General features: G+C 69.9%; 15 protein-coding genes, 1 pseudogene and 1 other annotated feature. Of the genes and pseudogenes, 9 read left to right on the top strand and 7 right to left on the bottom strand.

The genetic code is table 11. The features are described from left to right. The first annotated feature begins 6 nt into the window (after positions 1-6). The 4 genes and pseudogenes from BEN78_13970 to BEN78_13955 all read left to right on the top strand — a co-directional run bounded on the left by BEN78_13970 (position 7) and on the right by BEN78_13955 (position 3,823). A complete protein-coding gene (locus tag BEN78_13970) occupies positions 7-489 on the top strand; it encodes a diguanylate cyclase (protein ID ASR44309.1) in 483 nt (160 codons plus the stop codon). Beyond that, positions 486-842 carry a transcriptional regulator gene (locus BEN78_13965; GenBank protein ASR44308.1) on the top strand — a complete coding sequence of 119 codons (357 nt, stop codon included), beginning with the start codon at positions 486-488 and terminating at the stop codon, positions 840-842. The genes BEN78_13970 and BEN78_13965 overlap by 4 nt, the downstream gene beginning before the upstream one ends. Before the next feature lie 20 nt (positions 843-862). Continuing rightward, positions 863-1,082 (top strand) — a binding site (cobalamin riboswitch). A gap of 131 nt (positions 1,083-1,213) precedes the next feature. Next, positions 1,214-3,085: a TonB-dependent vitamin B12 receptor gene (locus tag BEN78_13960; GenBank protein ID ASR45150.1), complete on the top strand. Its 1,872-nt coding sequence runs from the start codon at positions 1,214-1,216 to the stop codon at positions 3,083-3,085. A gap of 106 nt (positions 3,086-3,191) precedes the next feature. Further along, positions 3,192-3,823 (top strand): annotated as a pseudogene (locus tag BEN78_13955) (epimerase). Between the two features lie 54 nt (positions 3,824-3,877). On the opposite strand, the gene BEN78_13950 reads toward BEN78_13955, so the two are convergent. Then, a complete protein-coding gene (locus BEN78_13950) occupies positions 3,878-4,666 on the bottom strand; it encodes an NAD(P)H dehydrogenase (GenBank protein ASR44307.1) in 789 nt (262 codons plus the stop codon). Between the two features lie 85 nt (positions 4,667-4,751). On the opposite strand from BEN78_13950, the gene BEN78_13945 reads away from it, so the two are divergent. The 4 genes from BEN78_13945 (at position 4,752) to BEN78_13930 (ending at position 9,682) form a co-directional block, all read left to right on the top strand. Beyond that, positions 4,752-5,648, top strand: a complete 897-nt coding sequence (locus BEN78_13945) for a LysR family transcriptional regulator (protein ID ASR44306.1) — start codon at positions 4,752-4,754, stop codon at positions 5,646-5,648. A 364-nt stretch (positions 5,649-6,012) separates the two neighbouring features. Then, positions 6,013-6,816 carry a transcriptional regulator LldR gene (locus BEN78_13940; GenBank protein ASR45149.1) on the top strand — a complete coding sequence of 268 codons (804 nt, stop codon included), beginning with the start codon at positions 6,013-6,015 and terminating at the stop codon, positions 6,814-6,816. 11 nt (positions 6,817-6,827) lie between these two features. Then, a complete protein-coding gene (gene lldD, locus BEN78_13935; GenBank protein ASR44305.1) occupies positions 6,828-7,970 on the top strand; it encodes an alpha-hydroxy-acid oxidizing enzyme in 1,143 nt (380 codons plus the stop codon). Next, entirely contained in the window at positions 7,967-9,682 is a 1,716-nt protein-coding gene (locus tag BEN78_13930; protein ID ASR44304.1) for a D-lactate dehydrogenase, read from the top strand. Before lldD ends, BEN78_13930 begins: the two co-directional genes overlap by 4 nt. An 84-nt stretch (positions 9,683-9,766) precedes the next feature. On the opposite strand, the gene BEN78_13925 is transcribed toward BEN78_13930, so the two are convergent. Next, positions 9,767-10,510 carry an oxidoreductase gene (locus BEN78_13925; GenBank protein ASR44303.1) on the bottom strand — a complete coding sequence of 248 codons (744 nt, stop codon included), beginning with the start codon at positions 10,508-10,510 and terminating at the stop codon, positions 9,767-9,769. Between the two features lie 84 nt (positions 10,511-10,594). Between BEN78_13925 and BEN78_13920 the strand changes: the two genes are divergently transcribed. Next, complete coding sequence (locus BEN78_13920; protein ID ASR44302.1) at positions 10,595-11,152, top strand: TetR family transcriptional regulator; 558 nt, start codon at positions 10,595-10,597, stop codon at positions 11,150-11,152. 92 nt (positions 11,153-11,244) lie between these two features. On the opposite strand, the gene BEN78_13915 is transcribed toward BEN78_13920, so the two are convergent. The 5 genes from BEN78_13915 to BEN78_13895 form a co-directional block, all read right to left on the bottom strand. After that, positions 11,245-11,451, bottom strand: a complete 207-nt coding sequence (locus tag BEN78_13915) for a cold-shock protein (protein ID ASR44301.1) — start codon at positions 11,449-11,451, stop codon at positions 11,245-11,247. Positions 11,452-11,544: 93 nt separating this feature from the next. Beyond that, positions 11,545-12,300, bottom strand: a complete 756-nt coding sequence (locus tag BEN78_13910; protein ID ASR44300.1) for a 5'-methylthioadenosine phosphorylase — start codon at positions 12,298-12,300, stop codon at positions 11,545-11,547. A 111-nt stretch (positions 12,301-12,411) separates the two neighbouring features. After that, a complete protein-coding gene (locus BEN78_13905; protein ASR44299.1) occupies positions 12,412-12,972 on the bottom strand; it encodes a hypoxanthine-guanine phosphoribosyltransferase in 561 nt (186 codons plus the stop codon). Beyond that, the gene (locus BEN78_13900; protein ASR44298.1) at positions 12,969-13,946 is read right to left on the bottom strand and encodes a beta-N-acetylhexosaminidase; all 978 of its coding nucleotides are present in this window, start codon (positions 13,944-13,946) and stop codon (positions 12,969-12,971) included. Before BEN78_13900 ends, BEN78_13905 begins: the two co-directional genes overlap by 4 nt. Positions 13,947-14,034: 88 nt before the next feature. Next, positions 14,035-14,718 (bottom strand): polyketide synthase, encoded by a 684-nt coding sequence (locus tag BEN78_13895; GenBank protein ASR44297.1) that lies wholly within the window; start codon positions 14,716-14,718, stop codon positions 14,035-14,037. Positions 14,719-14,736: the final 18 nt, after the last annotated feature.

The following is a 14,736-nucleotide window of genomic DNA, read 5'->3' as shown; positions in this document are numbered from 1 at the left end:
CGCGACATGTTCACTTCCACACCTCTGAGCGGCAGCAAGGCCGACCAGTATGCCGCGCTCGCGGCGCAGGCCCGCGCCCTGCTGCATGGCGAATCCGACCCCATCGCCAATGCCGCGAACCTTTCGGCGCTGGTCTACCACGCACTGCAGGACCTCAACTGGGTCGGCTTCTATTTCTATGACGGGACCGAACTGGTCGTCGGACCGTTCCAGGGTCTGCCCGCCTGTGTGCGCATTCCGCTCGACAAGGGCGTGTGCGGCGCCGCGGCGCGCACCCGGCAGACCCAGCGCATCGACGACGTGCATGCGTTTCCGGGCCACATCGCCTGCGATGCCGCGTCGCGGTCCGAAGTCGTCGTGCCACTGGTCGACGGCGACCGCCTGATCGGCGTCTTCGATCTCGACAGCCCGCTGCCGGCCCGGTTCGACGCCGACGATCAGGCCGGGCTCGAAGCGCTCGCACAGCTGTACGTCGAGCACGCGCGTTGAGCACGCCGAAGCTGCGCAACCTGGGCCCAAGGTCGGCAGCATGGCTGCGGCAGGTGGGGCTGCGCACGCGCGAGGATCTCGAGGCGGCGGGCGCGGTCGAGGCCTTCGTGCGCGTGCGACGGGCTGGCTTTCGGCCCAGCCTCAACCTGCTGTACTCGATCGAGGGCGCGCTGCTGGACTGCCACTGGCAGGAGGTCCCCGAGGCGCGTCGTCTGCAACTGGCCGAGGCCGCCGAAGCGGCGACCGCACAACTGCCCGACCCGCGCGCACGGACCGCGGCCGGCCCGGTCACCACGATCGTGCACGACACCGCCGATCGCGACGACGCGATCCCGGACGACATCAAGCGCTGAGCCGGCGAAGCCCTGGCGTACAATCGCGCCTGCTTCGCGGTGACCCGGCCTGCCCGGGTTGAAACGGGAAGCCGGTGACGGGCGCCGCAAGACGACCCCATTCCGGCACTGCCCCCGCAACGGTAAGCGTGTGCAAGCGTCGCTTCTCGCCACTGTGCCCTGTGCATGGGAAGGCGCGACGCCCGGGCCTGGAGCGCCCACACGCAAGTCCGGAGACCGGCCTCGAAGTTCCACCTGATTGCGATGCGGCGGGCATTGCGACGACGTTCCGGGCACGTCTGCGTCCGGACGGCGGTCTGTGCGCGCCCGTTCCCGCGATCTTCGCCCGCCCGCCCGCCGCGCGCTCGATGCGCGCGCGCAAGGAGACCGCAATGCCGTTCCGCACCCTGACCGTGGCGATCGCCACCGCCCTGCTCGCTCCGTCGGCGCTCGCCGCCCCCGGCGAACTCGACGCCGTGCTCGTCACTGCCAACCGGACCCAGACCGCGCTGGCCAACACCCTCGTGCCGGCACAGGTCATCGACCGCGACGAGATCGAGCGCAGCCAGGCGCGCGACCTGCCCGAATTGCTGCGTGGCCGCGCCGGCATCCAGATCGGCAACAGCGGCGGCCCGGGCAAGCTGAGCTCGATCTTCCTGCGCGGCGCCGAATCCGACCATGTGCTGGTCCTCGTCGACGGTGTGCGCATCGGCAGCGCGACTGCCGGCATGCCGGCGATCCAGGACCTGCCGGTCGACCAGATCGAGCGCGTGGAAATCGTGCGCGGCCCGCGCTCGAGCCTCTACGGCTCGGAGGCGATCGGTGGCGTCATCCAGATCTTCACCCGCCGCCACGACGGCGCGATCTCGCCGCATGCACGGATCGGCGCCGGCAGCCACGGCCTGCGCGAAGCCAGCGCCGGCATCGGCGGCCGCAGCGGCCGGGGCTGGTTCGGCGTCGATGCGGCGTTCCAGCGCACCGACGGCATCGATGCCTGCCGCGGCTCTGCGGCGCTGTTCCAGGGCTGCTTCGTCGATGAGCCCGATCGCGACGGCTACCGCAACCGTTCGCTGAACCTGCGCGCCGGCGTACAGCTCACCGACGCGCTGCGCCTGGAAGGCCACGCCTTGCATGCCGACGCGTTCAATCAGTTCGACGGCAGTCTCTTCGGCGGCAACGAGGCCGACACCGTGCAGCAGGTCGCCGGCGGGACGCTGACCTATGCGCCTTCGGACGTCGTGCGCCTGACCGCGCAGGCCGGCCGCGCCTATGACAAGTCGAGCACCTACTTCCGCGATGCCGACACCGGCACGCGCAGCGATGTCGGCCGCATCGACACCCGCCGCGACACCGCCTCGGTGCAGGCCGACTTCGGCCTGGCGCCGACCCAGGGCCTGAGCCTGGGCTTCGACTGGCAGGCCGACCAAGTCGACAGCGATACCCGCTACGCGGTGACGGCGCGCGACAACTACGCCACGTTCGTCGAGTACCGCGGCCGTTTCGGTGCGCATCGCCTGCAGGCGAGCCTGCGCCACGACGACAACGAGCAGTTCGGCGGCCACGGTACGGGCAGCCTGGGCTGGGGCATGGACCTGGCCCACGGCCTGCGCGTCACCGCCAGCGCCGGGACCGGTTTCAAGGCCCCCACCTTCAACGACCTGTACTACCCCGGCTCGGAAAGCCCGGACCTCAAGCCGGAGCGCGCCAAGAGCGTGAACCTCGGCATCTCGCAGCAGGCGGCCCAGTGGCGCTGGGCGTTCGATGTCTTCGAAAGCCGCATCGACAACCTCATCGTGTTCGTCTATCCGCCGCCGGACTATGTCGGTCGCGGCAGCAACATCGACGAGGCCCGCATCCGTGGCGCCGAGCTGACCTTCGCGACCACCCTCGCCGGTTGGGACCTGTCGACCGAGTTGAGCCACGTCGACCCGCGCGACCGCAGCGAAGGCGCCTACCGCGACCATCTGCTCGCCCGACGCGCGCGCAACAGTGGCCGGCTCGACATCGACCGCAGCTTCGGCGACCTGCGGATCGGCACCACGCTGCGCGGCGCCGGCGGTCGCTACGACAACCCCGCCAACACGCTGCGCGTGGGCGGCTACGGCACCCTCGACCTGCGTGCGGCGTGGGCGTTTGCACCAGCCTGGACGCTCGAGGCGCGGGCGACCAACCTGCTCGACAAGGACTACGAGACCGTAGCGTGGTATCGCCAGCCCGGGCGCGAGTACGGGCTGGCGCTGCGCTGGCAGCCGCTCGCGCGCTGACGCGCCGCCGGTCGCGGTCGGCGCGCATCGACGCCGACCGCGACCTGGCCGCATCGCCCCGGCATCGGCGAGACTGTCGGCCGGCACCATTTTCGCAGGGACAGCAATGCGCGTATTCGTCATGGGCGCGTCGGGCGGCGTGGGCACACGGCTGGTCGTGCAGGCGGTGGCGCGCGGCCACCGGGTCACCGCACAGACGCGCTCGGCGGACCGGCTCACCGCCACGCCGGGCGTCGACATCGCCGTCGGCCGCCCCGACGACGCCCGCTTCCTGGCCGAACGCATGGCCGCGCACGACGCGGTCGTGATGAGCTTGGGCGTCGGCAGCCCCGGGCCGACGACGGTGTTCTCCGACGCGACGCGGGCAGCGATCGCCGCGATGCGCGACACCGGCGTGCGGCGCCTGGTCGCGATCACCGGCGTGGGCGCGGGCGAAACGCGCGGGCATGGCGGCTGGCTGTACAACCGCATCGTCTTTCCGCTGCTCACGCGTCACCGCTATGCCGACAAGGATCGCCAGGAAGCGCTGATCCAGGACTCGGGCTGGACTGGACGCTGGTGCGGCCCGCGCCGTTCACCGCGCGCCCCGGACGCGGCGACTGGCAGGTGGCCCTGTCCGTCCCGCCGTCGCTGCAACTGCGCGCGGTCACCCGGGACGAGGTGGCTGGCTTCGTGATCGATTGCCTCGAATCGGGCGACTTCCTCCACTGCAAGCCATTCATCGGGCGTCCGCGCTGAGCTCAAGGCAGGCGTGCGCGGCGCGCAACGGATCCGCCCACAGCGCGCCGCAGATCAGTGCCCCACCTCGGCGTCCATATCGGCGATATGCGCCATCAGTTCGCTGCGGCCGGGCGCGACCTCGGCGGCCAGCACGTGGCGGTCGGGGTAATCGCCACCGTTCTGCGCGCGGAACGCGATCGGCGCCTGCTCGAACAGCCCGGCCAGCCGCGCCCGCCACGCCTGCGCCGCCGACGCCAGGCCCGTCGCATCGAGAGCGCCCGCACCATAGACGGCGAACGTGGGCAGCACCTGCATGCCCGGAAAGAACAGGGCGCCGTGGGTGATCGGAAACAGCAACTGCTCCAGCGGGCCATTGATGCCACGGGGCGAGTAGTCGATCTCGGGGCCGCCGACCGACACCGCGAGCAGCGCGCGCTTGCCCGCAAACCCGCCCTCGCCGTAGCGGTAGGCGTTACCGGCATCGCGATAGCCGTAGGCCAGCCCGTAGGCCCAGACCCGGTCGATCCAGCCCTTCATGATCGCCGGCATGCCGAACCACCACAGCGGGAAATGCAGGATCACCGCATCGGCCGCCATCAGCTTGCGCTGTTCGGCCACCACGTCCGGGGTCTGACCATCGTGGGCGAAGGCATGGCGCGACTCGGCCACGAACGACAAGCGCTCGGGATCGACGCGATCGGGAAAGTCGTCGGCATCGAACACCGCCTTCCAGTTGGCCGCATACAGATCGGAGTGCATCACCGTGTGACCTTGCGCGGACAGGACGTCGGTCGAGATATCGACCAGGCGACGGGTCGTCGAGGTGGGTTCGGGATGGGCATGGACTAGCAGGACGTGCATCGGCGCGGCTCACAGGGGGAATGCGCGCAAGGTAGCCAGCGACGTCTTATAGTTGAAATGGATTCTCGCCATTCCAGGTATCGTCATGCGCAATACCTTGCAAGGGCTCGACCTCAACCTGCTGCGCACGCTCGACGCGTTGCTGCTCGAGCACAACGTGACCCGCGCGGCGCAGCGGCTGCATCTGGCGCAACCGACCATCAGCGCGCAACTCGCGCGGTTGCGGGAGTTCTTCGACGATCCGCTGCTGCTGCCAGGGCCGCGCGGCATGCGCCCGACCGCCCGTGCCGACGCGCTGCGCGAGCCGCTGCGGCAGGCGCTCGCGGCGCTGGCGCAGGCGGTTGCGCCCGCCCCGCCCTTCGCGCCGGACCTCGCCCGCCAGACCTGGCGCGTCGCCGCCTTCGACTACAGCATGCTGACAGTGTTGCGCCCGGCGCTGGCCACCTTGCGGACCGCCGCGCCCGGCATGCGGCTGGCGGTCGTGCAACGGCCGCCGGGCCAGATGGCCGGCAGTGCGACGCAGGATGAGATCGACCTTGCGTTCCTGACCGATACCGAGGCGCCGCCCACGCTGCGCTGGCGCCGCATCTTCACCGAGCGCTACCTGCTGGCCGGGCGCGCCGGCCATCCCGGATTGAAACGTCGCCCCACGCTGGCGCAGTTCTGCAAGCTCGACCATGCGATCGTCTCGCCGGACGGCGGCGGCTTCGAGGGTGCCACCGACCGCGCGCTCGCTGCGCGGGGCATGGCCCGTCGCGTCGTGCTGTCGGTGCCGCAGTTCCTGGCGATGCCGGCATTGCTGGAGAGCACCGACCTGGTGGCGATGCTGCCGTCGCGCCTGGTCCAGGCGAATCCGGCGCTGCGGGTGGTCGCCCCGCCGATCGACATTCCCGGCTTCGACCTGCTGATGCTCTGGCCCGAACGCGTCCATCGCGACCCGGCGCACCAGTGGCTGCGTGCGCACATCGCCGGCGCGGGCTGACGCTGTTGACGCGGCAGGTCCGCGCTTGGCGGCCCCCTTCGCATGTATGCCACGGCGACTGCCGACCGCCTGTCTGCGTCGCGATCGCCGCGCGTTCGGCGTCAACATCGATGCGCCATTGGTGTAACCAATTGACCTAAACCTTGGTCGTGCTGACGATGAATGCGCAAGAATCGTTAGACTGTTCGCCTGAGATCGACCCTATCCCTTGATTGGTCGCACCAATTTATGGCGCTTGCTCAACGCAGATGGGCCACGTCGTGCGGGCGAGCGCGATCGAACCCTCACGGTTGACTGCAACACCACCGCGACGATGCCCGGCATCGTCATCCGCTGCAGGCGACCTGACATGGAAGAGTCCCGGATGCGCATTCCCCCTCCTGCCACCCGCCCAGACACCATCGGCGCGCGTCGCTTGCGTCTGTCCGACCAGGTCGCAGACCGCGTGCTGGCGCTGATCGACGCGCGCCAGTTACGTCCTGGCGACCGCCTGCCGGCCGAACGCGCACTCGCGCTCGAACTGGGCGTGTCACGGACCGTTCTGCGCGAGGCGATCGCCCGCTTGGCCAGCCAGGGCGTGCTGTATGCGCGCCAGGGCGGCGGCACCTATCTGTGCACGCACGACGCAGACGCATCGCCGCGCATCGCACCGCTGCAGCCGTTCCTCGGCGTGTTCCGCAGCGATCCGGAGTACCGCTACGACGTGCTCGAGATCCGGCACGAACTGGAGGGCATGGCCGCCTGGCACGCCGCGCTGCGCGCGACCGACGACGACCGCACGCGAATCGCCGATGCCTTCGACGCGATGACGGCGCTGCACGGTCGCCACGATCCGGCCGGCGAAGCGCGTGCCGATGCCGCGTTCCATCTATCGATTGCCGAGGCCTCGCACAATCTGGTGCTGGTGCAGGTCATGCGCGGCATGTTCGAGTTGCTGCAGACCAACATTTCGCAGAGCCGGGAAACGCTCTATGTCTCGGCGCGCACCTTCGAGCCGCTGTTGCTGCAGCACCGGGCGATGCGCGACGCCGTGCTGTCGGGCGACCCCGACGGCGCCCGCGCCGCCGCCCACACCCATCTGGCCTTCGTGCACACCTCGCTGCGCGAACTCGACGAGAACGAGGCACGCCGCGCCCGCGCCTCGCGCCTGCCCCCCTCACACGCCTGAAGGCTGCCGCCATGATCATCGCCGCCTCGACCGACTACCGCGCCGCCGCCCAGCGGCGGTTGCCGCCGTTCCTGTTCCACTACATCGACGGTGGCGCCTATGCCGAACAGACGCTGCGCCGCAATGTCGCTGACCTGGAAGGCATCGCGCTGCGCCAGCGTGTGCTACGCGACGTCGCCGAGCTGGACCTGTCGACCGAACTGTTCGGCGAGCGCCTGGCCTTCCCCGCGGCGCTCGCGCCGGTTGGATTGACCGGCATGTATGCACGCCGCGGCGAGGTCCAGGCCGCACGCGCGGCGGCCTCGCGCGGCATCCCGTTCACGCTGTCGACGGTGTCGGTCTGCGCGATCGAGGAGGTCGCGCCGTCGATCGACCGACCGATGTGGTTCCAGTTGTACGTGCTGCGCGACCGCGGCTTCATGCGCGCCGCGCTCGAACGCGCACAGGCCGCCGGTTGCACCACGCTGGTGTTCACCGTCGACATGCCCACGCCCGGCGCGCGCTACCGCGATGCGCACTCGGGCATGAGTGGCCCCAACGCGGCGCTGCGCCGTCTGTGGCAGGCGGCCACACATCCGCGCTGGGCCTGGGACGTGGGCCTGCGTGGACGGCCGCACGATCTGGGCAACATCTCCGCCTACCGCGGCGCCGCGACCGGACTGGCCGACTACATCGGCTGGCTGGGCGCGAACTTCGACCCATCGATCTCGTGGAAGGACCTGGAGTGGATCCGCGCGTTCTGGCGCGGGCCGATGGTCATCAAAGGCATCCTCGACCCGGACGATGCGCGCGACGCGGTCCGCTTCGGTGCCGATGGCATCGTCGTCTCCAACCACGGCGGGCGCCAGCTCGACGGCGTGTTGTCGACCGCGCAGGCACTGCCGGCGATTGCCGACGCGGTCGGCGGGTCGTTGAAGATCCTCGCCGATTCGGGCGTACGCAGCGGGCTGGACATCGTGCGGATGCTGGCGCTGGGCGCCGATGCGGTGTTGCTGGGCCGTGCGTTCGTCTATGCGCTGGCCGCGGCCGGCCAGGCCGGGGTGGCACACCTGCTCGACCTGCTGCAGCAGGAGATGCGCGTGGCGATGACGCTGACCGGCGCGCGCACCGTCGCCGACATCGGCCGCGACACCCTGGTCGCACCGCCACGATGAACCCGCGACTGGCCGCCCCGGAGCTGGTCGAGCGGCTGCGCCGCATCGTCGGCCGCCGTCACGTGCTGACCGGCATGCGTGCGACACGGCGCTACCGCAAGGGCTACCGCTTCGGCGACGGGCCTGTGCTCGCGGTCGTCCGTCCGGACAGTCTGGTGGCGCTGTGGCAGGTGCTGCAGGCGGTCCTCGACGCTGGCGCGATCGTGCTGATGCAGGCGGCCAATACCGGCCTGACCGGCGGGTCGACGCCTGACGGCGACGGTTATGACCGCGGCATCGTGCTGGTCAGCACGCGGCGGCTGCTGGGCATCCAGTTGCTCGACGGCGGCCGGCAGGTAGTCTGCCTGCCCGGGGCGACGCTCGACCGGCTGGAAAAAGCCCTCGCCCTGTTGGATCGCGAGCCGCATTCGGTGATCGGCGCGTCGTGCATCGGCGCCTCGGTGCTCGGCGGCGTGTGCAACAACTCCGGCGGCGCGCTGGTGCGCCGCGGTCCGGCCTACACCGAGTTGGCGCTGTTTGCGCAGCGCGACGCCGACGGCACGCTGCAGCTGGTGAACCACCTGGGCATCGAACTGGGCGACGACCCCGAGACGATGCTTGCGCGACTGGAGGCCGGCGACTATCGCACCTGCGATGTCCGCGATCCGCCAGATCGCGTCGCCTCCGACCACCGCTACGCGCAGGACGTGCGCGACGTCGATGCGCCCACGCCTGCACGCTACAACGCCGACCCCTCGCGACTGCACGAAGCCTCCGGCTCGGCAGGCCGGTTGGCGGTGTTCGCAGTGCGGCTCGACACCTTCCCGCGCGAGCCGGCGACCGTGCTCTACATCGGCAGCAACGAGCCCGACGACCTCACCGCGATCCGCCGTCACCTGTTGAGCGCATCCGACGACTTGCCGATCGCCGGCGAGTACGTGCACCGCGACGCGTTCGACATCGGCGCGCAGTACGGCAAGGACGTGTTCCTGCTGATCGACCGCTTCGGCACCGACAAGGTCCCGGGGGCGTTCGCGCTCAAGAGCCGGATCGATGGTGTGCTCGAGCGTATCGGCCTGCGCGGCGCGAGTGACCGGGCGCTGCAGGCGCTCGTCTCGCTGTTGCCCGACCACCTGCCGCGCCGGTTGCGCGACTTCCGCGAGCGCTATGCGCACCATCTGTTGCTCAAAGTCGGCACTCGGCAGGCGGCCGCGACCGAGGCGTTTCTGGACCGCCATTTCGCCGCAGCCACATCGGGCAGTTGGTTCCGCTGCACCGCCGACGAGGGCCGCAAGGCCTTCCTGCATCGCTTCGCCATCGCCGGCGCGGCGGTCCGCTACCGCGAGGTGCACCGGCGCCAGGTCGCCGACATCGTCGCGCTCGACATCGCGCTGCGCCGCAACGATCGCGACTGGGTCGAGACCCTGCCGCCGTCGATCGCGTCCGCGCTCGCCGGCAGGCTGTACTACGGACACTTCCTGTGCCACGTCTTCCACCAGGACTACATCGTCAAGGCCGGCCACGACCCGCTGGCGATCGAGCATGCGATGTGGGCCCTGCTCGACGCACGTGGCGCCGAGTACCCGGCCGAACACAATGTCGGCCATCTCTATCCCGCCAAGCCGGCGCTGGCCGCGTTCTATCGCGCGCTCGACCCGACCAATAGCTTCAACCCAGGCATCGGCCACACCCCCAAGGGCGCGCACTGGCGCGACGGCGACTGTCCGCGATGATCGGGCGTCCGTCGCGCCGGCGAAACGCCCCGAGCGGTCGGCCGCGCCGGCCGCTTGGCGATCACGCGGCGCAACTGGATGGCGTCAGACGGCAACGTACCCGCCATCCACCAGCAACTCGACGCCTGCGACGTAGCTGCTCTCGGTCGACGCCAGGAACAGCACGGCGCGTGCGATCTCATCGGGTTGCCCCAATCGTCCAAGCGGCACGGCCTGGACCAACTCCTCTTCGAATCCAGGTTGGGCGTCCAGAAAGCCACGTATCAAACGCGTCTCGGTGCCGCCGGGTGCGATGGTGTTGACGCGAATGCCCTGTTCCTTCAAATCGACCGTCCAACTGCGCGCAAGCGAGCGGACTGCCGCCTTGCTCGCGTTGTAGAGCGACTGGCTGGGAATACCCTTGCTGCCAGCGGACGAGCCCATGAGCACGACCGCACCGCCCGCCGCCATCAGCGGCAATGCCTTCTGCACGGTGAAGATCAGACCTTTGAGATTGACGCCGAGCATGCGATCGACATGCGCCTCGTCGATCGTCTCGAGCGGCCTGCTCTCGTGGATGCCCGCATTGGCGAAGACGACATCGACCTTGCCATGATCGTGCCGGATCCGGGCATAGAGCCGATCGAGATCGCCGGGCCTGGCGACATCCCCCTGCACGCCGATGGCCCCGTGGCCGATCGCCTTCACCGCCGCGTCGAGCGGCGCTTGCCGCCGCCCGGTGATGTACACATGCGCACCTTCGGCCGCGAAATGTCGGGCCGTCACCAGACCGATGCCATCGCTGCCACCGGTGATCACCACGACCTTGTGCTCGAAACGCTTGTTCATGTCATCGGCCCTTGCCGTAAGTGGAGGATTCCTCCGATTAAGATATGGAGCTATCCTCCACTTGGCAAGTGGCAGACACATAACATGACCGAACCCTCCCCACTGCGCGCAGACGCGCAACGCAACCGCGAACGCATCCTCGCTGCCGCCGAGGCCGTCTTCCTGGAAAAGGGGGCCAGCGCTTCGCTGGAAGACGTCGCCAAACGCGCCGGTGTCGGCATCGGCACGCTGTATCGCCGCTTCCCGACGCGCGAAGCCCTGTTGGCGGCCGCCTGTAGCGCGCGCTTCGTGTTACTGGCCGAGTCCAGCCGCGCGCGCAGTGCAAAGCTCGATCCCAATGGCGCGCTGCGGGCGTATCTCGAGGATCTGGTCGCGGACACCAACCTCTACCGCGACCTGGCCGCCTCGCTCGGAACGGTGCTCCAGAAAGGCGGCACACCCGGTTGCGATGCCATGACCGAAGAAGGACAGCGCCTGCTCCGGCATGCGCAGGACGCCGGCACGATCCGTCGAGATGTCGGCTTCGATGATCTGGTGTATGTCGCCACCGCGATATCGCTCGCGGCAGAGCAGGACGCGTCATCGAAGTCGCGTACGCCCCACTTGATCGACCTGTTCCTCAACGGCATCGGTGCGCGTTGATCCATGCCCGCAACCTGACCAGGACGCCCTGGAGACCCCACTTCAAAAAAAAGCCCCGCTCGCGCGGGGCTTTCCTGTGGCTGCGCGCGCGCTCAGGCGACCGGCGCAACACCCGAGGCCTGCGCCCCCTTCGGTCCCTGCGTCACCTCGTAGCTCACCCGCTGCCCCTCCTGCAGCGAGCGGAAGCCACTCGAGTTGATCGCCGAGAAATGGACGAATACGTCCGCACTGCCGTCCTCGGGCGCAATGAACCCGAATCCCTTCGCATCGTTGAACCACTTCACTGTGCCGTATTGCATGAACGTCTGACCTCGTCTGGATACGTGATACCGGCCTGCCTGCAAGGGACGGCCGGCGGGACGAGTATGCAAAGCCTGCAACCACCGTGGCAATCAGGCCGCGAGCAGCGCCCGCAGCAGGGCCGGAATGCCGGACGACGCCGCGGCGACGTTGGCGAGCACGTCCTCGAAGGTGATGACCTCATCGACCTCGGGGCCGGCGCCGGCCGCCCAGTTGGCGACGATGGCCAGGCACGCATAGTCCAGGCCAAGCTCACGCGCCAGACCCGCCTCGGGCATGCCGGTCATGCCGACCAGATCGCAGCCGTCGCGGCGCATGCGCGCGATCTCGGCCCGGGTCTCCAGTCGCGGGCCCTGGGTGGCCCCATAGCAGCCGCCGTCGACCAGCGCCACGCCGGCGCGCGCGGCCGCATCGACGACCGCCCGCCGGAGCGTCGGCGTATAGGGATCGCCGAAGTCGACGTGCAGCACCTCGCTGCCCTCTTCCTCGCAGTAGGTCGACACCCGGCCCCAGGTGTAGTCGATCAACTGATCGGGGCAGGCCAGCACGCGCGGTCCGAAACGTTCGGTGATGCCGCCCACGGTGTTGAGCGCGAGCACCCGCGAGGCGCCAAGCGCCTGCAGCGCGGCGAGATTGGCGCGGTAGTTGATCCGGTGCGGCGGCAGCGAATGGCCCTCACCGTGGCGCGCTAGGAACGCGACGCGGCGGCCGTCGAGCGTGCCGATGCGTACAGGACCCGACAGGCCGCCGTAGCGCGTCACCGGCTGGTGCGCCTCGACATCCTGCAGCTCGGCCAGTGCATACAGCCCGGTACCGCCGATCACGGCCAGGTCGATGGATGCGGTCATCGCGAAGTCTCGTCAGGCGCCGGGCGACGCGGGACCGGGATGATAGCGCCTGGCCGCCGTCGTCCCGCTACCGCACAGGCGTGCGGACCCGACCGCGCCAGTCCGACGTGTTCATTCGGCCAGCGCGTAGATCCCCGGCAGGTTGCGTCCCTGCTCGTGGAAATCCATGCCGTAGCCGAACACATAGCGGTCGGGCACCTCGACGCCAACATAGTCGGCTTCCACGCCCTCCACGCAACGATCGTGCACCTTGACCGCGAGCACCGCGACCCGGACCTCGCTCGCCCCCTGGTCCTCGCACCAGTGCCGCACGGCCTTGAGCGTGTGGCCTTCGTCGAGAATGTCGTCGACCAGCAACACCCGCCGGCCCTGCAGCGGGGTGGCCGGACGGTGCAGCCAGGCCAGACCCGATCCGGTGGTTGCGCCGCGGTAGCGGGTGGCGTGCAGATAGTCGAACTGCAGGTCCAGTTCGCGCTCGCCCAGCGCGAATGCCAGCTGCGCGGCAAATGGCATGCCGCCATGCATCACCGTGATGAACAGCGGCGGCACCTCGTCGTCGCCGTAGTCGTCGGCGATGCCGTCGGCCATCGCCTCGATCGCCTCGTCGAGCACATCGCGATCAAACAGCAGGTCCGCGCTGTCGAGCACGTCATCGAGCCGGGGAATGTTCATGCGATGTCTCCGTTGCGCGGGGCGGCTGCGAGTGCGCCGTCCCAGCCGAGGGGGCCGCGACCGATCAGGCCGGTCAACGCCATGGTGTTGAGGGCGCGGCCTTCGACGGCGGCGAGCGATTCGGCGACGAGTTCGGGATGGCAGACCAGCACCACGTCGCAGCCGGCATCGAGGTGCGCATCGATGCGCGCCTTGATGCCGCCAGCCGAGAATGCGGCGGCCATGCCGATGTCGTCGGAGAACACGACACCACGGAAGCCCAGCTCACCGCGCAGGATGGTCTCGATCCAGCGCGGCGAGTAGCCCGCCGGCTCCGGCGCGACCTGCGGATAGGTCACGTGCGCGAGCATCACCGCATCGGCACCGGCCTCGATGCCGGCGACGAACGGCACCAGGTCGTGCGCACGGATCTCCTCGAGGCTGCGGCGATCGACCGCCTGGTCGAAATGCGTGTCCTCGCGGACCGAGCCGTGACCGGGAAAATGTTTGAGCGTGGCCGCCATGCCGGCCTCGTGCATCCCTTCGACGTAAGCGCGGGTCAGCGCGGCGACGATCTGCGGGTCGTCCGAGAACGCCCGGTCGCCGATCGCGAGGTTGCCGTGGCCGACATCGACCACCGGCGCGAAACTCAGGTCGACGCCGCTACCACGCACCTCCTCGGCCATCCGCCGCGCATGCGCGCGCGCCTGGGCGAGCGCCGCATCGGGGTCGCTCAAGTACTGCACGCCGAAACCGGCCAGCGGCGGCAGCGCCGTGTAGCCGTCCACGAAGCGCTGCACGCGGCCGCCCTCCTGATCGACGCAGACCAGTTGCGGGCGCGGCGCGGCCTCGCGGATCGCGGCGGCCAGTTCGGCGATCTGCGCGCGCGAGGCGACGTTGCGCTTGAACAAGATCACGCCGGCGCAGACATCGTGCTGCAGCCAGTCGCGCTCCTGCGCGGTGAGTTCGGTGCCGGCCACGCCGATCACGAGCATTGCGGACATCTCCATCGAGCGCGCCGAACGGCGCAGACGGGCATTGTCGCAGATGCGCGCATCGCGCCGGGCGTGCGCAGCGCGGTGTTCAGGCGCAGCCGTCCGGGCCGCAGATGGCCCCGGCCGCCGACGCAGGCGCAGCGGCAGCCAACGCCTGGCGCAAGATCTCGGCCAGTTGTTCCGGCGGCTGCGCGCCCTGCACCGCCAGTCGCCCGTCGATGACGAAGGTCGGCACCGCGCGGATGCCCATCGCCTGGGCCTGCGCGATCTGCGCCCGCACCTCCGCCTCGCCTTCGTCGCCGGCCAGCAACGCCCGCACGCGCGCCGGGTCGAGCCCGCCCGCTGCGCCCGCCTCCACCAGCACCTCGACATCGGCCAGGTTGCGACCTTGCGCAAAGTGGGCATGGAACAGCGCCTCGCCGACGGCGTCGGGGTCGCCCTCGCGCGCGGCCAGCGCCAGCACCCGGTGCGCCGGCAACGTGGTCACGCGGACCTGCCCGCGGTCGAAATCGAACGGCAGGCCCTCGGCGCGGGCAGTGGACTGGGTCTGCGCCAGCAGCTGCGCGGTGCGCTCGGCGCCGCCGAACTTGCGCGCATAGGCCTCGCGCAGTGGCACCGGTGTGGCGTCTGCGTCGGGGTCGAGCAGGAAAGGATGCCAGTGGATGTCGATCGCCGGCGCCTCGTCGCCGAGCAGCGCGATGGCGCGTTGCAGGCGGCGCTTGCCGATCCAGCACCAGGGACAGACCACGTCGGACCAGATGTCGATTCTCATGCGCGCATCATGCGCCGG

The sequence above is a fragment of the Xanthomonas citri pv. mangiferaeindicae genome, assembly GCA_002240395.1.
Taxonomy (GTDB): Bacteria; Pseudomonadota; Gammaproteobacteria; order Xanthomonadales; family Xanthomonadaceae; genus Luteimonas; species Luteimonas citri_A.
Note: the sequence above shows the minus strand (reverse complement) of the source record. Positions and strands in the feature narration are given on the sequence as shown.